This is a genomic window from Vibrio sp. LaRot3, from assembly GCF_027587025.1.
Classification (GTDB): domain Bacteria; phylum Pseudomonadota; class Gammaproteobacteria; order Enterobacterales; family Vibrionaceae; genus Vibrio.
This window is the reverse complement of the sequence record NZ_JAPPTI010000003.1, coordinates 27,429-48,145: the sequence shown is the minus strand read 5'-3', so window position 1 is coordinate 48,145 and position 20,717 is coordinate 27,429. Positions and strand designations below refer to the sequence as shown.

The following is a 20,717-nucleotide window of genomic DNA, read 5'->3' as shown; positions in this document are numbered from 1 at the left end:
TTGTAAGTTTACTGGATGAAACAACTTTAACCGTTGGGAGTTAAGCCACTGAGAACTGTCGTCTCCCTGACAGATTCTAACAGTGAACTATCCCTCATTTCATCACTCAACGTCACTTGTAACGAATTATAAGAATCCACTATATAAAAAAGCCGCGATATTCGCGGCTTTTTTTCAATTTGGAGAGATTAAAACGGGATGTCGTCGTCAAAATCCATTGGTGGCTCATTGTATTGAGGCTGCTGTTGCTGCGGCTGTTGTACAGGTTGAGCTGGTTTTTGCTGCATTGCAGGCTGTTGAGGCTGACCCCAACCTTGCTGTTGCGGCTGACCGCCCATACCTTGTGCAGGAGCCCCGCCTTGGGCACGACCACCTAGCATTTGCATCGTGCCGTTGAAACCTTGTACCACAACTTCTGTTGTGTAACGGTCTTGGCCACTTTGGTCTTGCCATTTACGCGTTTGAAGTTGACCTTCAATGTATACTTGAGAGCCTTTACGTAGGTACTCGCCTGCAACTTCAGCAAGTTTGCCGAACAGAGCAACACGGTGCCATTCCGTTTTTTCACGCTGCTCGCCAGTTGCTTTATCGCGCCATGATTCAGATGTCGCTACGGTGATATTGGCAACTGCGCCGCCACTAGGCATGTAACGTACCTCTGGGTCGCCCCCAAGGTTGCCTACTAAGATTACTTTGTTTACTCCACGGCTAGCCATGTTTCGCTCCGTCTCGGTTAATTTGGTGTTCAATTTTAATCGCGCATAAGGATAACATTAAATGCAAATGGCACAACTATCGATAGTCGCTTAACAGCAAAGAATTGCCGAACCCAGTTCCAGAATTCAATACCGCTCTAATAATTGTCGTCTAGCCTTCTCAACAATGCCATCTTCTCATTCTGTTTCATCCTTTTTGAAGCAATGTCATCTCTTTTGACATGAGGTTCTGTAACTTTCTCCGCATTCTATGTGAGAGAAAATAAACGCATTATTAAATATGAAACAAGATGCAAAATTGACAATATCACAATCGTAATATGACAAAAGATCATCGAGGATAATGCAAAAAATAAACACTCAATAATGAGTTGACTAACAACGAGATGACTATGGCTAAAAATATTTACGCACGTACCCTTTACTTCCTATGTGAAGACAAAAATGCAACATATCCCAGTGTTGAAAGAATAGAGAAAGCCCTCGGCTTACCCATTCCGAAAATGGAGCCGCAAGAGTTCATGCTAGCGATGCAGCAACATAAGCATAAGATCTTGCTCATTGATCACAATAACTATCAAAAGCTAAACAGTGCCATTCGTAACTTACCACTATCCAATAAGATCTTCGAAACCGTGATTTTTAACGTAGAGAAACGTCTTACCACTGATGAGCTTCTTAGCTTTGGTAATTTGAAAGCCCTGTTCTACCGCAACGATGGTATTGAAGATATCGCTTATGGCTGTGGCGAAGTAATCAATAGCCAAAACTGGCTGCCACGAAAAGTAGCTGCGCAGCTACTGCATCACTATCGTCACGTCATCGATAGCCAAACCGCTCCAGCCACCGTTGATCTCACCACTCGCGAGATTCAAATACTTCGCAGCCTCAAAACTGGCGCATCTAATATCCAAATCGCAGAAGACCTTTTCATTAGCGAATTTACAGTAAAATCTCATCTTTATCAGATTTTCAAGAAGCTATCGGTGAAAAATCGAGTGCAGGCCATATCTTGGGCAAACCAACACCTAATGTCTTAAATTTAAAGCAACGGCCAAAAAATCAACTTTTGCACTAAGTCATTAATTATCTATTCATAAAAACCGTGATATGGTGTCGCCAACTTAAATTTCGTCAGAACAGATAAGGTTTTATCATGATAAAGAAATGCCTATTCCCTGCAGCTGGATACGGAACCCGCTTTCTACCTGCAACTAAATCAATGCCAAAAGAAATGATGCCTGTGGTTAATAAACCATTGATTGAATACGGTGTTGAAGAAGCGATCCAAGCTGGTATGAATGGCATGTGTATCGTTACGGGGCGTGGCAAGCACTCCATCATGGATCACTTTGATAAGAACTACGAACTTGAACATCAAATCAACGGTACTAACAAAGAAGAACTGTTGGTTGATATTCGCGATATTATTGAATCAGCGCATTTTACTTACATTCGTCAACGTGAAATGAAAGGGCTAGGTCATGCTATTCTCACTGGCCGCGAACTTGTTGGTGACGAACCGTTTGCTGTGGTCCTCGCCGACGACTTATGTGTAAATGAGCAAGAAGGCGTTCTGGCACAAATGGTGGCGTTGTTTAAGCAATTCCGTTGCTCCATCGTTGCGGTTCAAGAAGTACCCTCAGACGAAACCCATAAATATGGCGTTATTTCTGGTGAGATGATCAAAGATGATATTTACCGTGTTGATGACATGGTCGAGAAGCCTGAACCTGGCACTGCGCCAAGTAATCTAGCTATCATCGGTCGTTACATCCTAACTCCGGATATTTTTGAGTTAATCGAAAATACCGAACCAGGTAAAGGCGGTGAAATTCAGATCACTGATGCGCTATTGAAACAAGCTAAAGCAGGCTGTGTACTGGCATACAAATTTAAAGGCCAGCGCTTTGACTGTGGTAGTGTTGAAGGTTACATCGAAGCAACTAACTACTGTTTCGAAAATCTTTACCAAAAAGATAGCCAGAAGTCTGAACTAGGTAAAACCCCAACGACTAAGAAGGCTTAATTCAAGCCATTTTCTCTTTTCAAGGCAGCGACATTTCGCTGCCTTTCTTTTACTGTCTTTTTATCCAGTATTTTCTTTGAACATTTCTCGCACTATGTAATACTTAGTTGATTGCTAATTTAAGCTAAACCGAGTTAGAGCGATAACAATGGATAAGATAGAAGTTCGTGGTGCCCGCACGCATAATCTAAAAAATATCAACCTCACGATTCCTCGTGACAAATTAATTGTCATCACTGGTTTATCTGGTTCAGGTAAGTCGTCACTTGCCTTTGATACTTTATATGCCGAAGGCCAACGCCGATACGTTGAATCACTTTCAGCTTATGCGCGTCAGTTTCTCTCTTTGATGGAAAAACCAGACGTTGACCATATTGAAGGTCTTTCTCCGGCGATTTCTATCGAGCAAAAGTCCACATCTCATAACCCTCGCTCAACCGTTGGTACAATTACAGAAGTCTATGACTATCTACGTTTGCTTTATGCTCGAGTAGGTGAACCTCGCTGTCCAACGCATAAGGTTCCTCTCGCGGCACAAACCGTTTCACAGATGGTCGATAAAGTACTTGAGATGCCTGAAGGTTCTAAAATGATGCTGCTTGCGCCTATTGTTAAAGAGCGTAAAGGTGAGCATGTAAAGACGTTAGAGAACCTTGCTGCACAAGGCTTCATTCGAGCCCGTATCGATGGTGAAACCTGTGATTTATCTGATCCTCCAACTTTAGAGTTACACAAAAAACATACCATTGAAGTAGTGGTTGATCGCTTTAAAGTTCGTAGTGATCTTCAGCAACGCTTAGCAGAATCGTTTGAAACAACGTTAGAGTTATCTGGCGGTATCGCAGTCGTAGCGCCGATGGATGACGATGGCGATGAAACGGTATTTTCCGCTAACTTTGCCTGCCCGCATTGTGGCTATAGCATGCAAGAGCTAGAACCTAGACTGTTCTCATTCAACAACCCCGCTGGTGCTTGTGGAACTTGTGATGGCCTAGGGGTGCAGCAATACTTCGACCCAGCTCGCGTCATTCAAGATGCCTCTCTGAGCCTAGCGCAAGGGGCGATTAGAGGCTGGGACCAAAAAAATTATTACTACTTCCAAATGCTAACTTCGTTAGCGGATCACTATGGCTTTGATCTTCACCAGCCTTTTGATCAACTACCGAAAAAAACGCAAGAGATCATTTTAAAAGGCTCTGGACGCACTGAGGTTGAGTTTAAGTACATTAACGACCGTGGTGATATGCGAGTTAAACGCCACCCGTTTGAAGGGATTTTAAACACCCTAGAACGTCGTTACCGAGACACAGAATCTAATACGGTTCGTGAAGACCTTGCTAAATATATCTCAACAAAGTGCTGTTCAAGTTGCGATGGTAGTCGCCTGCGATTAGAGGCACGCAACGTATTCATTGGTGACACGACGCTACCTGAGATAGTTGAACTCAGCATTGCTGATGCATTAGCTTTTTTTGCTTCACTTAAATTAGATGGCCAACGAGCCCAAATCGCTGAAAAAGTGATGAAAGAGATTAATGACCGCTTAGAGTTCTTAGTCAATGTCGGCCTTAACTACCTCAACCTATCTCGCAGCGCCGAAACCTTATCCGGTGGTGAAGCTCAACGTATTCGCCTTGCCAGCCAGATTGGTGCTGGTCTCGTCGGCGTGATGTATGTGCTCGATGAGCCTTCTATTGGCCTTCACCAACGAGATAATGAACGCTTACTTAAAACCCTGACTCATCTGCGTGATCTTGGTAATACCGTACTCGTCGTTGAACACGACGAAGATGCGATTCGCTGCGCCGATCATGTGATTGATATTGGCACTGGCGCGGGGGTTCATGGTGGCTCCGTCGTCGCCCAAGGAACAATGGATGAAATTATTGCCACGCCAGACTCTTTAACTGGCCAGTACTTAAGTGGCGCCAAAGAAATTGCGATTCCTAATACTCGTACACCTTTTGATAAGAAGAAAATTGTCGAACTACAAGGTGCGAGTGGCAATAACCTAAAAGACGTCAATCTACAAATTCCTGTAGGCTTATTCAGTTGTATTACCGGTGTATCCGGCTCGGGGAAATCAACCCTAATCAACGATACCTTCTTTAAGATTGCGCACACTCAGCTTAATGGTGCGACCACAGCAATGCCTGCACCATATAAAAAGATCAAAGGGCTTGAACACTTCGACAAAGTAATCGATATCGATCAAAGCCCAATTGGGCGCACACCACGTTCGAATCCGGCAACTTATACGGGAATATTCACGCCAATCCGTGAACTCTTTTCTGGTACTCAAGAAGCCCGATCTCGCGGTTATAAACCGGGTAGATTCAGCTTTAACGTGCGCGGTGGACGGTGTGAAGCTTGCCAAGGTGATGGAGTGATTAAAGTTGAGATGCACTTCTTACCAGACGTCTATGTCCCGTGTGATGTATGTAAAGGGAAACGCTACAACCGAGAAACATTAGAGGTACGCTACAAAGGCAAAACCATTGATGAAGTATTGGAAATGACCGTTGAAGATGCTCGATCATTCTTTGACCCCGTCCCCGTCATCGCCCGTAAATTACAAACACTCATGGATGTGGGTTTATCTTACATTCGACTTGGCCAAGCGGCAACCACACTGTCAGGCGGTGAAGCTCAGCGGGTCAAACTGGCTCGCGAGCTCTCAAAACGAGATACAGGTAAAACCCTGTACATATTGGATGAACCGACCACTGGCTTGCACTTCCACGATATTCAGCAGCTACTGACGGTATTGCATCGATTACGTGATCACGGCAATACGGTCGTGGTCATTGAACATAATCTCGATGTGATTAAAACCGCGGACTGGATTGTTGATTTAGGCCCTGAAGGTGGTCAAGGCGGTGGTGAAATCATTGCACAAGGCACGCCAGAGGATGTGGCTTTAGTCGAAGGTTCACATACCGCGAGATTCCTTAAACCTATGTTAAAGTAGTAGAATCTTTATAGCTGTGACCCAATAAGGTCTATGAACTTACAAACCAGCGTATGATACGCTGGTTTCTTTTTAGCAAAGAGCGTGTATGGCAACTCTTCATCTATCTGGCACTCAACTTGAACCTCAAGCACCCAGAGTCCCCTTGATTCGCCCATTTTTAGTTTCTATGGCAGTAATGTTTATCCTTGCCATGCACTTCTTTATGCCTAATCCCGGCGGTTCAGGGCTGGCCCTCTCGTTTAACGCAACAACTTGGCTCGCGTTAGGCATATCAATTGCCATCGGTTTATATCAAATCGGAACGGAAGGAAGCATTCGCTACAATAAGCTGACTGTCGTGCTATTTTCGGTATGTTTAATGTTAACCGCTCCCGTGCTCTATCCCAATGCTTCACTGGAGTTGAGCCTTGGTCGGCTAGCGGGGCTTTGGATAGGTTTTCTGTTGTTTGTCATCTTGCAGCAGTTCCGGTTTAGCAACCGCCAAAAACAACGTTTACTTTGGTTTATCATCATTGCGGTATTGATCGAGGCTCTACTTGGTTGGGGTCAATACCTAATCCTCGAACCCGGAAACTTTATGGGTTATGACACTTCCTCCAACCGACCATACGGAATCTTCCAACAACCGAACGTAATGGCGAGTTTTCTCGCAACAGGTTTAGTGTTATCAGGCTACCTACTTGCCCGCCATCCCGCTAAATATCAAAACCGTTTGAGTGCGGTCACCATTCTTTACATCATGCCAGCAGTCACGATTCCCCTGCTGGTCTTTCTCGCTTCCCGAACAGGATGGCTGGGAGCAGCTTTAGCCTCTGTACTTGTTATACCTTACTTATACCGCTTCGCTACTAAAAAACGTCTGCTCGGTTGGTGCGCATCAATATGTGTCGGCATTGCGATTGCGTTTACTTTACCTGCGCTAAATAAAGCGACAGGTGCTATCGAAGCAAAGGCGAACTTAGAAAGCGCCCGCAGCTACATCTATCCTCAAGCCGCAGACATGCTGGTAGAGAAACCGTTCACCGGTTACGGCTATGGTCGATTTGAAGCCGAATATATTTTGTATACTGCGAGACAACATCAACTTAACCCAGATTATCACGTCGGCTTAGCGGCCTTGGACCATCCGCATAATGAGCTGTTGTATTGGGGAGTTGAAGGCGGATTACTGCCTCTGCTTGGGATTTTATTGGCGGCCATATTTGTATTGCTGCGAATGTATCAAGCTAAAAAAGGGACTCGTTTGGCGATGTTCGCGCTATTTGTGCCTATTTTGCTTCACAGTCAATTGGAATACCCATTTTATCACTCCATTATTCACTGGGTGATCTTTATCGTTTTACTCTATTGGGTAGATCAACGAGCAAACTCTTATCGTAACTTTTCATTTAGCATCATCTCAAAGACATTACTGAGAGTATTCAGCTTGGTTGTTCCGATTGTCATCACGCTTTACATGGGCAGTTCGCTACATACCAATTACGTCCTAACTCAGTTTGAGAAATCGCAACCGAAAGATCCGAATATCTTGGCAAAAGTATCCAACCCAATAGTGTGGAAAAACCGATACGACTGGGACGTCTACAGTGTGTATCTCAACATCGGCTTGGTGACTCAAAACCCCGAATACATTCAACCTTATGTTGATTGGTCGCTGAAAATTATCAAAGATACACCAAGGCCAGCCTTTTATAACAACCTAATCATGGCCTACCAAGGCTTAGGGGAAGAGCAAAAAGCCGAGCAAATACGCAGTGAAGCCCAGTTCTTATTCCCAGAGCGAGACTTCGATAAAGTGCAATATATCGCACCGGATATCGATGCCTTAAAAGCATCGGCAGCAGAATAAACTAAGCATTTTAATAAAGCGGCTTCACAATGAAGCCGCTTTTTCTTTTATCGCTATCTTTATTTCAAGGCTATTGAGTCAGAGATTCTTCTAAGGCTCGAAGACATAAGGCGACGTTTTCTGCCCGAGCCCCATATCCCATCAAACCAATACGCCACGCTTTACCTGCCAAAGCACCAAGGCCAGCACCGATTTCTAAGTTATAAGTCTCTAGCAGATGATTGCGGACTTTCGCCTCATCGATGCCTTCAGGAACATAAATCGCATTAAGTTGCGGAAGACGATACTCCTCTTCAACAACGAAACGGAAGCCCAATTTTTCCAGACCAAGTTTTAACTTTTCGTGCATGGTTTTGTGGCGTGCCCATGCCTTCTCAAGGCCTTCATTTTTTAGAATGAGTAACGATTCATGCAGCGCATATAAACTATTAACTGGTGCTGTATGATGGTAACTGCGTTTGCCTTCACCGCTCCAATAACCAAGCACCAAGCTTTGATCTAGAAACCAACTTTGCACAGGTGTCTGACGGGACTGTATTTTCTCAATCGCTAATGGTGAAAGCGTTACAGGAGATAAGCCTGGCACACAAGAAAGGCACTTTTGGCTGCCTGAATACACTGCATCTAACTGCCATTCATCAACACGTAGCTCAACACCACCGAGCGATGTCACGGTATCAACAATAGTCAGCGCACCATATTGCTTGGCTAGTTGTCCTAATGATTTCGCGTCAGAAACCGCCCCAGTCGACGTTTCTGCGTGTACGAAAGCAACAATCTTAATGTCAGAATGCTGCGCCAAAGCCTCTTCTACTTTATCGATGGAGACTGGTGTGCCCCACTCATCATCAACAAGAATGGCCTCACCACCAGCACGAATTACATTTTCACGCATTCGCTCGCCGAAGACACCATTACGACAGACCAAAACTTTATCGCCCGGCTCAATGAGATTAACGAAACAAGTCTCCATACCTGCACTCCCCGGCGCTGAAACTGCAATCGTAAAATCATTCTCCGTTTGAAACGCGTATTTAAGTAACTGTTTAAGCTCATCCATCATACCGATAAATAACGGGTCTAAGTGACCGACAGTAGGTCGACTTAACGCTTGCAATACTTGAGGTGAAATGTCCGAAGGCCCAGGGCCCATTAAAATACGGTGAGGGGGAATAAAACTTTGGATTGTCATGATCACTCCTTGCAGCAGACTTGTTCAAATTTAATTATTATTCCTAGCCACCATAGAGTATTAAACCAAACTCGGCAATTGGCCCTAAGTCTATAGAAGATCTCTATCAAAGCTTAGGTTTTCGAAACTGCATTTTATTCATCTGTCATCTTCTCGTACTTGTTACAAATTTATGATTTTTTGACCAAATTAACCGTTGACTTTGATCACATAAAAACGTTCAATAATTATTCACAGAAGAGGAGCATTACCTAGGTAGATGCATCGTGGAGCCGCAAATCCTAAACGATGTATTGAGGGAGAGTAATGCCGAGATTGACCGAGATTGCAGGTTTCGGTACGTCGGTTGACTTGAGTTGAATCTCATCAACTGTCATCAGCACAGCCTGATGAAGCGCTTCTGAGGTGAATAATGTTGCAAACATCTACCTCTTTTATCGCTCAAAAACTCTCTTCTTGTTTGAGATTTCAAACAAAACATCGGACGTTGGACAACCAACAACAATTTAGGAAGTCGTGGGAGAATCAGTGTGAGCTCTTTTAATGTCGCCAAGTTCGGCGGAACCAGTGTCGCAAACTTTGAAGCAATGAGCCGTTGTGCGGCTATCATTGAACAAAATCCAAATACCAAACTAATAGTCAGCAGTGCGTGTTCGGGCGTAACCAACCTATTGGTTGAGCTTGCCAATGGCGTGCAAGACTCTGCTCAACGCGCAGAAATTCTCACTAAACTAGCAGCCATTCACCAAGCCGTATTGGATCAGCTAGAAGTCGCAGAAGCGACAGCGGCGGAGGTTTACCAAATTCTAGATACGGTCACCAACTTAGCCGAAGCGGCTTCAATTCAAGCTAGCGCTAAGCTGACCGATCATTTAGTCGCGTGTGGTGAGCTGATGTCGACTCACCTGCTAACACAGTTAATGAAAGAACGTGGCCTCAATGCAGTACGATTTGATATTCGTGATGTACTTAAAACCGACGACAACTTTGGTAAAGCAGAACCTCAGTTAGAGACCATTCGCCAATTAGCCGAGCAAAGCCTCGTACCTTTATGCCAAAGCAACGTCGTAGTGACACAAGGTTTTATTGGTTCTGACCCAGAGGGAAATACAACCACGTTAGGTCGTGGTGGCAGTGACTACAGTGCTGCCTTAATTGCAGAAGCCGTGCAAGCAAGTGGACTAGAAATTTGGACTGACGTTCCGGGTATCTACACCACCGATCCTCGCATCGCAGCCAAAGCCTCTCCGATCCCTGAGATTAGCTTTAGCGAAGCGTCTGAAATGGCGAACTTTGGCGCAAAAATTTTGCATCCATCAACCCTAATTCCCGCACTACGCCACGATATTCCTGTTTTTGTCGGCTCTTCAAAAGAGCCTGAGAAAGGCGGGACATGGATTCGCCATCAAGTTGCAAGCTCTCCGCTTTTCCGTGCTTTAGCACTGCGTTGTAATCAAACTATGGTGACACTGCGTAGCGCTAACATGTTCCACGCCTACGGTTTCTTAGCTAAGGTGTTTGAGATCTTAGCGAAACATAAAGTCTCGGTTGATCTTATTACAACGTCCGAAATCAGTGTCTCTTTGACCCTTGATCAAACGGACACATCGGGCGGTGCACCTGAATTACCGCAGGCAGCAAGAGAAGAGCTAGAGCAACTGTGTACTGTAGATGTAGAACAAAACCTCTGCTTGGTGGCTCTGATTGGTAACAATATGAGTGAAAGTAAAGGCTACGCAAAACAAGTTTTCAGCACCTTAGAAGATTTTAACTTGCGTATGATTTGCTATGGCGCAAGCCCACACAACTTGTGTTTCCTACTGCACGAATCAGTTTCTCGCCAAGCGATTCAAAAGCTGCACACCGAGTTATTTGAACAATAAATTCAACACAAACAAAACGAGCGCCTTGGCGCTCGTTTTTAGTTCAGTTGGATTTTAACCTTAGCCCATATCAATCTTAACGTTAGAAAGGCTACCACCAGCAAAACTGTCACCACGCTGCGTTTTCAGCATAATACGCAAATCATTGGCCGAGTCCGCACTGTGCAAGGCATCTTCTTCACTGATTTTGTCATCGATAACCAGTTGGAAAAGCGCTTGGTCAAACGTCTGCATCCCCACTTGCTGTGATTTTGCCATGGTTGATTTAAGCTCATGCAAATCACCACGACGAATCAAATCAGACACACGCGGACTATTGAGCAGTATTTCGAATACACCATGACGTCCTTTGCCATTTTTATCGCGTAATAACTGCTGACCAACTACCCCTTTAAGGTTCATCGACAAATCAAACAAAAATTGTTCTTTTTGCTCTTTAGGCACCAAATGAAGAATACGTTCTAACGCTTGGTTCGCATTGTTAGCGTGTAATGTCGCCATACACAAATGTCCCGTTTCCGCAAACGTCATGGCATATTCCATCGTCTCTCGGCTACGTATTTCACCAATCAAAATCATATCAGGCGCTTGACGCAATGAGTTCTTAAGCGCGACTTCATAGCTTTCAGTATCTAGACCAACTTCACGTTGAGTGACGATACAGCGATTGTGCTCATGAACAAATTCGATGGGATCTTCCACCGTTAAAATATGCCCTGTACGATGCCTATTACGATAGCCCGTCATCGCTGCCATGGTGGTCGATTTACCCGACCCCGTAGCCCCCACCACTAACACCAAACCACGTTTAGCAATGGCGAGATCTTGCAACACATCAGGTAACTGAAGTTGTTCAAATGTAGGGATATTCGTTTCGATCCTACGAATCACCGCTCCCGGTAACTCTCGTTGGAAAAACGCCGACACACGAAAACGACCAAACTCTCGCACCACGGCAAAGTTAGCCTCGCGGCTGCGGCGGTATTCTTGCTGGCGCTCGCTATCCATGATGGTGTCGAGTAACTGCATGACTTGCGATTGAGTGAGCTTTTCACCTTGCGCGCGCAGCTCGCCATCAACACGATAAAGTACGGGTGCGCCGACAGTCACATAGAGATCAGAAGCTTTCTGATCAGTCATTCCATGTAAAAAAGCATCAATGTCCATATCCCTTCTCCCTAAAAGGTTGTCGTATCAATGATAGATGCTACTTCTTGAGGGTCGACTAACCCTTTTGCAATCAGCTGTTTGGCATTTTGCTCCATGGTCTGCATACCTTGGGAAGCTCCAGTCTGAATCACCGAATACATTTGCGCCACTTTATCTTCTCGGATCAGGTTACGAATCGCCGGTGTCGCCATCATGATTTCATGGCAAGCAACACGGCCTCCACCGATACGCTTAACCAGTTTTTGTGCAATGACGGAACGTAAAGACTCAGAAAGCATCGATCGCACCATATCTTTATCACTCCCTGGGAACACATCAATAATACGGTCGATGGTTTTCGCAGCAGAACTGGTATGCAACGTACCAAACACCAAGTGGCCAGTTTCCGCTGCAGTCAGCGCTAAACTAATGGTCTCTTGATCACGCAACTCACCCACCAAAATAACATCTGGATCTTCACGTAATGCACTACGCAGCGCCGCTTTAAAGCTATGAGTATCGCGATGAACTTCGCGTTGGTTAATTAGGCATTGCTTGTTGTCATGAACAAATTCAATCGGGTCTTCAATGGTAAGAATGTGCTTCTTATGGTTACGGTTAATGTAATCCACCATCGCCGCTAACGTCGTAGATTTACCTGATCCAGTTGGGCCAGTGACAAGAACCAAGCCTTTATCAATGTTGGCAATATTGTTGAATATATCTGGCGCGCCAAGTTCTTCTAGCGTCGGTACTTTCGTCGGAATGGTACGAAACACGGCTGCGCAACCGCGCGTTTGATTGAACGCGTTAACACGAAAGCGACCAACGTTTGGCAATTCAAATGAGAAGTCGACTTCAAGGTGTTCTTCAAACTCGCTACGTTGAGCATCATTCATGATTTCAAACACTAAACGGTGCACGTCCGCATGAGCTAATTCAGGCATACTGAGCTTTCTCACTTCGCCATCAATACGCACCATTGGAGAAACTCCAGCAGAAAGATGTAGATCTGACGCATTATGTTTTACACTAAAATCCAATAACTCAGCGATATCCATTTAAATTCCTTAGTAAAGTTAGCCATGAGTAGTATTCAACAAAATATTGAACAGATCACCTCACAGATCTTAGCCGCGCAGCAAAAGTGTGGGCGTACTCAAGAGTCCGTGCAACTTCTGGCGGTGAGTAAGACCAAACCGAATCAAGCTGTCTTAGAAGCCGCTCAAGCGGGTCAAACCGCATTCGGTGAAAACTATGTGCAAGAGGGCGTGGATAAAATAGCATATTTTTCAGAACACCATCCAGATCTCAAGTTGGAGTGGCACTTCATTGGCCCACTGCAATCCAACAAAACGCGACCAGTCGCAGAGAATTTTGCATGGGTTCATACGATTGATAGAGCCAAAATCGCTCAGCGCTTGAATGACCAACGCCCTTCGACCATGAATAAGCTGCAAGTTCTTATTCAAGTCAACACTAGCGCAGAAAGCAGCAAGTCAGGGGTTGATGATCAGCAAGTATTTGAGCTTGCCGAGTTGATTTATTCTCTGCCCAACCTCACGTTAAGAGGGTTGATGTCTATTCCAGCCAACGTAGCGGACTATCAATCGCAGCTACAGGCGTTTAATCAGTTAGCCGAGTTAAAAGACGCGTTATCCGCGCGCTACCCTGATTTGAATCTCGATACTCTTTCAATGGGTATGAGTGGTGATATGGAAGCCGCCATCGAAGCTGGTAGCACCATGGTTCGTATCGGTACGGCCATCTTCGGTGCTCGTGATTACAAATAAAAATATAGGAAGCCATTATGCAACATAAGAAAATTACGTTTATCGGCGCAGGAAATATGGCGCGCTCTATCATTGCAGGTCTTGTTGCAAGCGGTTACCCCGCACAGCTTATTACTGCAACAGACCCAAACCAAGATCAGCGTGATTTTCTTGCCAACCAATATGGCATTAACACAGGAGCAGATAACTTAATTGCTGCGACCAGCGCTGACGTCATCGTACTGGCGGTGAAACCACAGTTAATGTCAGTTGTCGCTGAAGGGCTACAAAGCATCGATTATAGTGACAAGCTAGTGATCTCGATTGCAGCAGGCATTAGCGCAGCTCGTTTAAATGAAATGTTTGCTGCCGAGTTACAGTTAGTACGTGTGATGCCAAATACGCCAGCACTCGTGAGCCAAGGTATGAGTGGTCTATACGCTCCAGAGACCGTCGATGTGCAAGACAAACAGTTCGCTGCTGATCTAATGAGCTCTGTTGGTAAGGTATGTTGGGTAGAGGCCGAATCTGGCATCAACAACATTATCGCTGCTGCAGGTAGTGCACCTGCTTACTTCTTCCTATTTATGGAAGCCATGCAAGCAGAAGCTATCGCACAAGGTTTTGACCAACAAACGGCTCGTTTACTCGTTCAACAATCCGCCTTAGGCGCAGCAGAAATGGTGGTGGCGAACCCTGAAACTGAACTCTCTACATTGCGCGAGCAAGTGACCTCTAAAGGTGGTACAACCGCAGAAGCTCTGCGCACATTCAATCAACATCAATTGTCTGATATTGTAGCCAAAGCAATGCAAGCAGCCGTCACTCGTGCCGAAGAGATGGAACAACAATTTTAATAACACTCACCACAGGTAAGTCTGTCGTCTTATCTTGATTGGTACATTAACCTGAGCTAGTCAGTTAGCTCTCATGAATTAAGGGAAACCTATGAGTTCAATGAGTTTTCTTATTTCCACCTTATTTGATTTGTACATCATGGTGGTCATTCTACGCATGTGGCTACAAGCCGCGCGCGCCGATTTCTACAACCCATTTTCTCAATTTGTCGTCAATGCGACTCAGCCAGTTGTAGGTCCTCTACGTCGCTTTATTCCATCTATTGGTAGTATCGATTTAGCCACGCTACTGTTTGCTTATGCTCTGATGGTCGGCAAATTTGCATTAATTGATCTTGTTGCGCCAGGTGAACTGGTTTATATCACTCAGCACGGTTATTTTTTAGCTGCAGTGTTCGCCTTGTTCAAGACTATGGGTAAAATTTTATTCTATGTGTTGATCGCGCGTGCCATTTTGAGTTGGGTCAGCCAAGGCAGAAGCCCTGTGGAATATGTTTTCCACCAGCTGACGGAACCTATGCTTGCGCCAATTCGCCGCGTATTGCCAGCGATGGGTGGTTTCGATTTTAGTATCTTGGTGCTCTTTATTGCCTTGCAGTTTGCCAACCGACTGGTCGGTGAGCTGCTCTCTCCGCTGATTGGCATTCTTTGGTTCCAACTGTAATGTCGAATGCCGTATGGCTAGAAGGCGAAGATGTCATTCTTCGCCTTTATATTCAGCCTAAAGCCAGTAGAGATAAAATTGTCGGCCTACATGGTGAAGAACTCAAAATTGCCATCACTGCTCCGCCAGTTGACGGCAAAGCGAATGCGCATTTGAGCAAATTTTTAGCCAAACAATTTAAAGTTGCGAAAGGACTCATCGCAATAGAAAAAGGCGAGCTCGGACGACATAAACAAGTCCGGATAATCACGCCGACCCAAATACCAAACGACATAAAAGCCATCATTTGATGGCTTTATTTGTATCAAACAGAAGGAAAATCATAATGAAGCAATGGATACTGATCGCGCTTACTGGTCTATGCTCTTTTCCAGCCATGGCGGAACAATTTCAAACCATTCAAGATGTCGAAGTGCATTACTCTGCGTTTAACTCAACCTTTATTACCCCAAAAGTCGCCAAAAGCTATCAGCTAAAACGCAGCGGTTATTCCGCTATTCTTAACATTAGTTTGCTCGATAACTCACAAGTAGGAAACCCCGCGATCTCAGGCTCGCTTTCTGGCCAAGTAAAAAATCTTATCGGACAAACGAAACAGCTCGAGTTCAAGCAAGTAAAAGAAGGCCAAGCTATATACTACTTAGCTCAGTTCCCAATAACGAATGAAGAAACTTTTACCTTTAATATCGATGTAGATGCTGGCAATAAAGGCAAAGGACAATTAAAGTTCACCCAGAAATTTTACGTTGAAGAATAGATGAGACCCAACATGAGCAAAATCGTTCTTGCTACAGGCAACCAAGGCAAAGTAAAAGAAATGGCAGACTTACTGTCAGACTTCGGTTTTGAAGTATTAGCCCAAAGTGAATTCAATGTGTCAGAAGTGACCGAAACAGGCACGACTTTCATTGAAAATGCCATTATCAAAGCTCGTCATGCTGCCAAAGAAACTGGCCTAGCCGCGATCGCCGATGACTCAGGCTTAGAAGTGGATTACCTTCAAGGTGCTCCGGGTATCTATTCAGCGCGCTACGCAGGTGAAGACGCAAGCGATCAACAGAACCTTGAAAAGCTACTTGATGCGATGAAAGGTGTACCTGAAGAGCAACGTACCGCGCGTTTCCACTGTGTATTAGTCCTAATGCGTCATGAAAATGACCCAACGCCTATTGTCTGCCATGGCAAATGGGAAGGTCGAATCCTTACCGAAGCTCAAGGTGAGAATGGTTTTGGCTATGATCCAGTATTCTTTGTGCCTGAAGATAACTGCGCATCGGCAGAGCTAGAACCAGCACGCAAAAAGCAACTCTCTCACCGCGGCAAAGCGCTCAAGCAACTGTTCGCAACGCTATCTGAGCAACAGTAATTTCTATGCGCTTATCTCCACCAGCACTGAGCTTGTATGTACACATCCCATGGTGTGTACAAAAGTGCCCATACTGTGATTTTAACTCTCACGCATTAAAAGCAGAGATCCCTGAAGAACAATACATTGATGCGCTGTTAGAAGACCTCGATACCGACATTGAAAAATATCGATTAAATGACGCGCCTAGACCTCTACACTCCATCTTCATCGGTGGCGGAACGCCAAGCTTGATTTCAGCGGAAGGAATAGGTCGGTTATTAAATGGCATCGAGCAGCGTATTCCATTTAAAAATGATATAGAAATCACCATGGAAGCCAACCCAGGCACGGTGGAAGCGGAGCGATTTTCTGGCTACCAAGCGGTAGGGGTAAATCGTATCTCTTTGGGCGTACAAAGCTTTGAACAATCAAAGCTTGAAAAGCTGGGGCGCATTCATGGCCCACAAGAAGCAATCAATGCCGCTCATCTAGCGCACCAGATTGGCTTAAATAGCTTTAACCTCGATCTTATGCATGGCCTGCCAGATCAAAGTATAGAGCAAGCATTAGTCGACTTAGACAAAGCGATTGAGCTTAATCCGCCGCATCTCTCTTGGTATCAATTAACCATTGAGCCAAATACCATGTTCTACTACAAACCGCCGACTCTGCCAGACGACGACGATTTGTGGGATATCTTCGAGCAAGGCCATCAAAAGCTTAATGCAGCTGGTTACGTGCAATATGAGATATCTGGTTATAGCAAGCCGGGCTATCAATGCCAACATAACCTTAACTACTGGCGTTTTGGTGACTATCTTGGCATAGGTTGTGGCTCCCATGGCAAACTCAGCTTTGATGATGGGCGTATTGTTCGAACCACCAAAGTAAAACACCCTAGAGGCTACTTGGCTGCTTACCAAAATATGGTCAAGCCTTACCTAAGTGATGAGTTTGAAGTCGCTGATGAAGATAGGCCATTTGAGTTCTTTATGAACCGCTTCCGATTGCTTGAGGCCTGCCCAAAGCAAGACTTTATCGACACGACAGGGCTGCCTTTAGAGGCGATTCAGCACACCATTGATTGGGCGCTAGAAAAGCAATACTTGAGTGAAAGCGACACGCACTGGCAAATCACTGAAAAAGGAAAGCTGTTCCTAAATGATCTACTCGAAGCCTTCATGGCTGAAGAGGAATAACTGACTTTTAGAAATTGTAGTAAGCGTGAAGTCGCAGTAAATAGCGCTGCGACTTCTAACAAAGTGAGACACTAAAATATCGACCGGCCAATACGTTCTGAAAGCAGCTCTAACGCTTTCGTGCCCGCTAGCGAGTTACCTGATGGGTCTAACTCCGGAGACCAAACTGCAATCGTCATTTCCCCCGGTACAACGGCGATAATACCGCCACCGACACCAGATTTACCCGGCATGCCCACTCGATATGCAAACTCACCCGCACCATCATACAAACCGCAGGTAGCCAATAGAGCATTTAACTGCTTAGTTTGAGTCGCAGTAATGATCTGTTTACCGGTTTGAACCGATACCCCTTTATTTGCCAAATAGCTAAATGTTTTAGCTAAATCAACGCAGCTCATCTTGAGTGCACACGCGTGGAAGTAGTTATTCAACACCGGAATCACTTCATTCGAAAAATTACCGAATGAACGCATCAGATATGCTATCGCGGCATTGCGATCGCTATGCAGCATTTCAGATGCCGCAACGACTTTGTCATAGGTAATATGGGTATCACCCGACAACTGACGTACAAACTCTAATAAACGCTGTCTAGGCGCAGAGAGGCGGCTATGCAGCAAATCAGCCACAACAATAGCACCAGCATTGATAAACGGATTACGCGGGATACCCTGCTCCATCTCAAGCTGAATCATCGAGTTAAACGCTTGTCCTGATGGCTCTTTACCCACACGCGACCAAATTTCTTCCGGTTTATACAAAGACATCGCTAATGTCAGACTTAGCGCCTTCGAGATAGATTGAATCGAGAAACCTTCTTCCGCATCACCCGCTTTAATCACTTCACCTTGATTGGTATACACTGCGATAGCCAGTTTTTGATTCGACACTTTTGCCAGCGCAGGAATATAGTCAGCGACTTTACCCTGACCAATCAAAGGGCGAACTTCTTGTAAGATATCAGCCAAGATTGCTTGTGTTGGTTTCATGTGTGACCTATCGATTATTATTGTCTTTGCCTAAAACGGCGTGCTTTAGGGGGCAAAAAGCCAACATTTTCATGTTGGCTTTTAATCAATTATAAAAGGGGTTTTCCCTTAAAACCGTGAGATTAAGCGATGCGCTTGAACTTAATATCCCACACGCCATGGCCTAGTCGGTGGCCACGCGCTTCAAACTTAGTTAATGGACGCTCTTCAGGGCGAGGCACGTAGTCACCCTCTTCTGCAATGTTGGCAAAGCCTGGTGCTGCAGTCATGACTTCAATCATATGCTCGGCATAGTTTTCCCAGTCAGTCGCCATGTGGAAGATACCATCTTCCACTTGAAGCTTTTGACGAACCATTTCAGCGAAATCAAGCTGAACAATACGGCGCTTGTGGTGGCGCTTCTTGTGCCATGGGTCTGGGAAGAACAGTTGTAGCGTTGCAAGGCTGCTATCAGGAATCATGTTAGCAAACACTTCTACCGCATCGTGGCACATAACACGTAGGTTAGTCACACCTGCATCACGAGCATCTGACAAACAAGCACCAACACCTGGGCTATGAACTTCAATACCGATGAAGTTTTTCTCAGGTGCGTTCTTTGCCATTTCAACCAAAGATGCGCCCATACCGAAACCAATCTCTAAAACAACTGGGTTATCGTTACCAAATACTTCTTTCCAATCCAGAAGCTTTTCTTGGTAATCAATACCCATTGTCGGCCAACACTCTTTCATCGCGTTTTCTTGACCTTTGGTTAGACGACCTTCACGACGCACAAAGCTGCGTACTTTGCGAATCAGTTTGCCGTCTTCATTGTATTCGTTTGTGGTCACTTCACTCATGATTTTGCCTGTTTAAAAATTGGTCTCGACTCAAAGGGATTGTGATTATCCAAAGAATTGCCAAGGGTGCAAGTTTTTATCGCTAAAACCGTACACTTTATAGGTTGTACTGAACCGCAATTCTATGGTGCAATTTTAGCCCATTAATACAATTAAACTATATCGAGCTCGTCGTGACCCCTTTTGCCCAAGCCATTTTAACTTGGTATGACGCTTACGGTAGAAAGAACCTACCTTGGCAACAAGACAAAACCGCCTACAGTGTATGGCTGTCAGAGATCATGCTACAACAAACCCAAGTTGCTACCGTGATCCCGTATTATCAGCGCTTTCTGGAGCGATTCCCAAGCGTAATTGATCTTGCTAATGCAGAGCAGGATGAAGTGTTACACCTATGGACCGGGCTTGGCTACTACGCAAGAGCACGTAACCTACACAAAGCCGCTAAAATTGTCGCTCAAGAATACAATGGCGAGTTTCCCACGAATATCGAACAGCTCAATGCCCTACCCGGTATAGGCCGTTCTACCGCTGCCGCTGTGCTTTCATCGGTTTACAAACAACCTCATGCCATTCTTGATGGCAACGTAAAACGTACATTAGCGCGTAGCTTTGCAGTAGACGGTTGGCCGGGACAAAAAAAGGTCGAAAACCAACTTTGGCACTACGCGGAAGAAAACACACCAAGCCGCGATACCGATAAATACAACCAAGCCATGATGGATATGGGCGCCATGGTGTGTACTCGCAGTAAACCGAAGTGCACGCTATGCCCGGTAGAGTCGTTTTGTGTCGCGCAAAAGCAGGGTAACCCACTCGATTACCCCGGCAAGAAGCCTAAGAAAGAGAAACCAGTAAAAAAAACATGGTTTGTCATGCTGCACTGTGACGGCCAAGTATGGTTAGAGCAGCGCCCACAATCGGGAATATGGGGCGGATTATTCTGCTTCCCTGAGAGTAGCAGTGATGCCATACATCAAGAACTAGAGCGCCGCTCTATTCCAGATAAAGACATTATCGACCAAAGACAATTGATCGCTTTTCGCCATACTTTTAGCCATTATCACCTCGATATCACGCCAATTTTGGTGAACATGTCAAAGCAGCCGGATGTGGTCATGGAAGCTGACAAAGGTCTTTGGTATAACTTATCTCAACCTGAAGAAGTCGGCTTAGCCGCACCAGTAAAACAGTTACTGGAAAGCTTGCCGTATGAACTTCATTAGTCATACCCTAGATGTATCAACGTAA

19 protein-coding genes and 1 riboswitch are annotated in these 20,717 nt (G+C 45.1%); of the genes, 13 read left to right on the top strand and 6 right to left on the bottom strand.

Features of this window, described 5'->3' with window-relative positions; all coding sequences use genetic code 11:
* Positions 1 to 188: 188 nt before the first annotated feature.
* Positions 189 to 716, bottom strand: coding sequence for a single-stranded DNA-binding protein (locus tag OH461_RS09185; protein ID WP_260261531.1), 528 nt, complete (start codon positions 714 to 716; stop codon positions 189 to 191).
* 392 nt (positions 717 to 1,108) lie between these two features.
* On the opposite strand from OH461_RS09185, the gene OH461_RS09180 reads away from it, so the two are divergent.
* The 4 genes from OH461_RS09180 (at position 1,109) to OH461_RS09165 (ending at position 7,568) form a co-directional block, all read left to right on the top strand.
* On the top strand, positions 1,109 to 1,756 hold the full coding sequence (locus OH461_RS09180) for a LuxR C-terminal-related transcriptional regulator (RefSeq protein ID WP_270020338.1): 648 nt from the start codon (positions 1,109 to 1,111) through the stop codon (positions 1,754 to 1,756).
* 116 nt (positions 1,757 to 1,872) lie between these two features.
* Complete coding sequence (gene galU, locus OH461_RS09175) at positions 1,873 to 2,745, top strand: UTP--glucose-1-phosphate uridylyltransferase GalU (RefSeq protein WP_270020337.1); 873 nt, start codon at positions 1,873 to 1,875, stop codon at positions 2,743 to 2,745.
* A 148-nt stretch (positions 2,746 to 2,893) separates the two neighbouring features.
* A complete protein-coding gene (gene uvrA / locus OH461_RS09170; protein WP_270020336.1) occupies positions 2,894 to 5,716 on the top strand; it encodes an excinuclease ABC subunit UvrA in 2,823 nt (940 codons plus the stop codon).
* An 88-nt stretch (positions 5,717 to 5,804) separates the two neighbouring features.
* Entirely contained in the window at positions 5,805 to 7,568 is a 1,764-nt protein-coding gene (locus tag OH461_RS09165; protein WP_270020335.1) for a PglL family O-oligosaccharyltransferase, read from the top strand.
* A gap of 70 nt (positions 7,569 to 7,638) precedes the next feature.
* On the opposite strand, the gene OH461_RS09160 is transcribed toward OH461_RS09165, so the two are convergent.
* Positions 7,639 to 8,760, bottom strand: a complete 1,122-nt coding sequence (locus OH461_RS09160; protein ID WP_270020334.1) for a pyridoxal-phosphate-dependent aminotransferase family protein — start codon at positions 8,758 to 8,760, stop codon at positions 7,639 to 7,641.
* 229 nt (positions 8,761 to 8,989) lie between these two features.
* Positions 8,990 to 9,168: riboswitch (Lysine riboswitch) on the top strand.
* Positions 9,169 to 9,290: 122 nt separating this feature from the next.
* Here OH461_RS09160 and lysC point away from each other — a divergent pair.
* Entirely contained in the window at positions 9,291 to 10,643 is a 1,353-nt protein-coding gene (lysC, locus tag OH461_RS09155) for a lysine-sensitive aspartokinase 3 (RefSeq protein WP_270020333.1), read from the top strand.
* Between the two features lie 60 nt (positions 10,644 to 10,703).
* Here the strand turns inward: lysC and OH461_RS09150 are convergent, their stop codons facing one another.
* Both OH461_RS09150 and OH461_RS09145 read right to left on the bottom strand, forming a co-directional pair.
* The gene (locus OH461_RS09150; RefSeq protein ID WP_270020332.1) at positions 10,704 to 11,810 is read right to left on the bottom strand and encodes a PilT/PilU family type 4a pilus ATPase; all 1,107 of its coding nucleotides are present in this window, start codon (positions 11,808 to 11,810) and stop codon (positions 10,704 to 10,706) included.
* Positions 11,811 to 11,821: 11 nt separating this feature from the next.
* Positions 11,822 to 12,853 carry a type IV pilus twitching motility protein PilT gene (locus OH461_RS09145; RefSeq protein ID WP_270020331.1) on the bottom strand — a complete coding sequence of 344 codons (1,032 nt, stop codon included), beginning with the start codon at positions 12,851 to 12,853 and terminating at the stop codon, positions 11,822 to 11,824.
* Positions 12,854 to 12,877: 24 nt separating this feature from the next.
* Here OH461_RS09145 and OH461_RS09140 point away from each other — a divergent pair, with 24 nt between their 5' ends.
* The 7 genes from OH461_RS09140 to hemW all read left to right on the top strand — a co-directional run bounded on the left by OH461_RS09140 (position 12,878) and on the right by hemW (position 17,632).
* Positions 12,878 to 13,585: a YggS family pyridoxal phosphate-dependent enzyme gene (locus OH461_RS09140; RefSeq protein WP_270020330.1), complete on the top strand. Its 708-nt coding sequence runs from the start codon at positions 12,878 to 12,880 to the stop codon at positions 13,583 to 13,585.
* Between the two features lie 17 nt (positions 13,586 to 13,602).
* A complete protein-coding gene (gene proC / locus OH461_RS09135; RefSeq protein ID WP_270020329.1) occupies positions 13,603 to 14,421 on the top strand; it encodes a pyrroline-5-carboxylate reductase in 819 nt (272 codons plus the stop codon).
* Positions 14,422 to 14,512: 91 nt separating this feature from the next.
* A complete protein-coding gene (locus OH461_RS09130) occupies positions 14,513 to 15,085 on the top strand; it encodes a YggT family protein (protein ID WP_270020328.1) in 573 nt (190 codons plus the stop codon).
* On the top strand, positions 15,085 to 15,375 hold the full coding sequence (gene yggU / locus OH461_RS09125) for a DUF167 family protein YggU (RefSeq protein ID WP_270020327.1): 291 nt from the start codon (positions 15,085 to 15,087) through the stop codon (positions 15,373 to 15,375). The genes OH461_RS09130 and yggU overlap by 1 nt, the downstream gene beginning before the upstream one ends.
* A 35-nt stretch (positions 15,376 to 15,410) precedes the next feature.
* Complete coding sequence (locus OH461_RS09120) at positions 15,411 to 15,842, top strand: DUF4426 domain-containing protein (RefSeq protein WP_270020326.1); 432 nt, start codon at positions 15,411 to 15,413, stop codon at positions 15,840 to 15,842.
* Positions 15,843 to 15,854: 12 nt separating this feature from the next.
* Positions 15,855 to 16,451: an XTP/dITP diphosphatase gene (locus OH461_RS09115; RefSeq protein ID WP_270020325.1), complete on the top strand. Its 597-nt coding sequence runs from the start codon at positions 15,855 to 15,857 to the stop codon at positions 16,449 to 16,451.
* 5 nt (positions 16,452 to 16,456) lie between these two features.
* Entirely contained in the window at positions 16,457 to 17,632 is a 1,176-nt protein-coding gene (hemW, locus tag OH461_RS09110) for a radical SAM family heme chaperone HemW (protein WP_270020324.1), read from the top strand.
* Positions 17,633 to 17,703: 71 nt separating this feature from the next.
* Here hemW and glsB read toward each other — a convergent pair whose 3' ends face one another.
* Together glsB and trmB are read right to left on the bottom strand one after the other, a co-directional pair.
* On the bottom strand, positions 17,704 to 18,624 hold the full coding sequence (gene glsB / locus OH461_RS09105) for a glutaminase B (RefSeq protein WP_270020323.1): 921 nt from the start codon (positions 18,622 to 18,624) through the stop codon (positions 17,704 to 17,706).
* A 122-nt stretch (positions 18,625 to 18,746) separates the two neighbouring features.
* Positions 18,747 to 19,466, bottom strand: a complete 720-nt coding sequence (gene trmB / locus OH461_RS09100) for a tRNA (guanosine(46)-N7)-methyltransferase TrmB (protein ID WP_270020322.1) — start codon at positions 19,464 to 19,466, stop codon at positions 18,747 to 18,749.
* Between the two features lie 173 nt (positions 19,467 to 19,639).
* Between trmB and mutY the strand changes: the two genes are divergently transcribed.
* Positions 19,640 to 20,692 carry an A/G-specific adenine glycosylase gene (gene mutY, locus OH461_RS09095; protein WP_270020321.1) on the top strand — a complete coding sequence of 351 codons (1,053 nt, stop codon included), beginning with the start codon at positions 19,640 to 19,642 and terminating at the stop codon, positions 20,690 to 20,692.
* The last annotated feature ends 25 nt before the right edge of the window (positions 20,693 to 20,717 follow it).

Bases quoted from the DNA above. Each gene is read 5' to 3' on its own strand.
- OH461_RS09150 (WP_270020332.1), bottom strand. From the start codon at position 11,810: ATGGACATTGATGCTTTTTTACATGGAATGACTGATCAGAAAGCTTCT.
- galU (WP_270020337.1), top strand. From the start codon at position 1,873: ATGATAAAGAAATGCCTATTCCCTGCAGCTGGATACGGAACCCGCTTT.
- uvrA (WP_270020336.1), top strand. From the start codon at position 2,894: ATGGATAAGATAGAAGTTCGTGGTGCCCGCACGCATAATCTAAAAAAT.
- OH461_RS09120 (WP_270020326.1), top strand. From the start codon at position 15,411: ATGAAGCAATGGATACTGATCGCGCTTACTGGTCTATGCTCTTTTCCA.
- glsB (WP_270020323.1), bottom strand. From the start codon at position 18,624: ATGAAACCAACACAAGCAATCTTGGCTGATATCTTACAAGAAGTTCGC.
- OH461_RS09180 (WP_270020338.1), top strand. From the start codon at position 1,109: ATGGCTAAAAATATTTACGCACGTACCCTTTACTTCCTATGTGAAGAC.
- proC (WP_270020329.1), top strand. From the start codon at position 13,603: ATGCAACATAAGAAAATTACGTTTATCGGCGCAGGAAATATGGCGCGC.
- OH461_RS09185 (WP_260261531.1), bottom strand. From the start codon at position 716: ATGGCTAGCCGTGGAGTAAACAAAGTAATCTTAGTAGGCAACCTTGGG.
- trmB (WP_270020322.1), bottom strand. From the start codon at position 19,466: ATGAGTGAAGTGACCACAAACGAATACAATGAAGACGGCAAACTGATT.
- hemW (WP_270020324.1), top strand. From the start codon at position 16,457: ATGCGCTTATCTCCACCAGCACTGAGCTTGTATGTACACATCCCATGG.
- OH461_RS09130 (WP_270020328.1), top strand. From the start codon at position 14,513: ATGAGTTCAATGAGTTTTCTTATTTCCACCTTATTTGATTTGTACATC.
- OH461_RS09160 (WP_270020334.1), bottom strand. From the start codon at position 8,760: ATGACAATCCAAAGTTTTATTCCCCCTCACCGTATTTTAATGGGCCCT.
- OH461_RS09140 (WP_270020330.1), top strand. From the start codon at position 12,878: ATGAGTAGTATTCAACAAAATATTGAACAGATCACCTCACAGATCTTA.
- OH461_RS09165 (WP_270020335.1), top strand. From the start codon at position 5,805: ATGGCAACTCTTCATCTATCTGGCACTCAACTTGAACCTCAAGCACCC.
- OH461_RS09115 (WP_270020325.1), top strand. From the start codon at position 15,855: ATGAGCAAAATCGTTCTTGCTACAGGCAACCAAGGCAAAGTAAAAGAA.
- yggU (WP_270020327.1), top strand. From the start codon at position 15,085: ATGTCGAATGCCGTATGGCTAGAAGGCGAAGATGTCATTCTTCGCCTT.
- OH461_RS09145 (WP_270020331.1), bottom strand. From the start codon at position 12,853: ATGGATATCGCTGAGTTATTGGATTTTAGTGTAAAACATAATGCGTCA.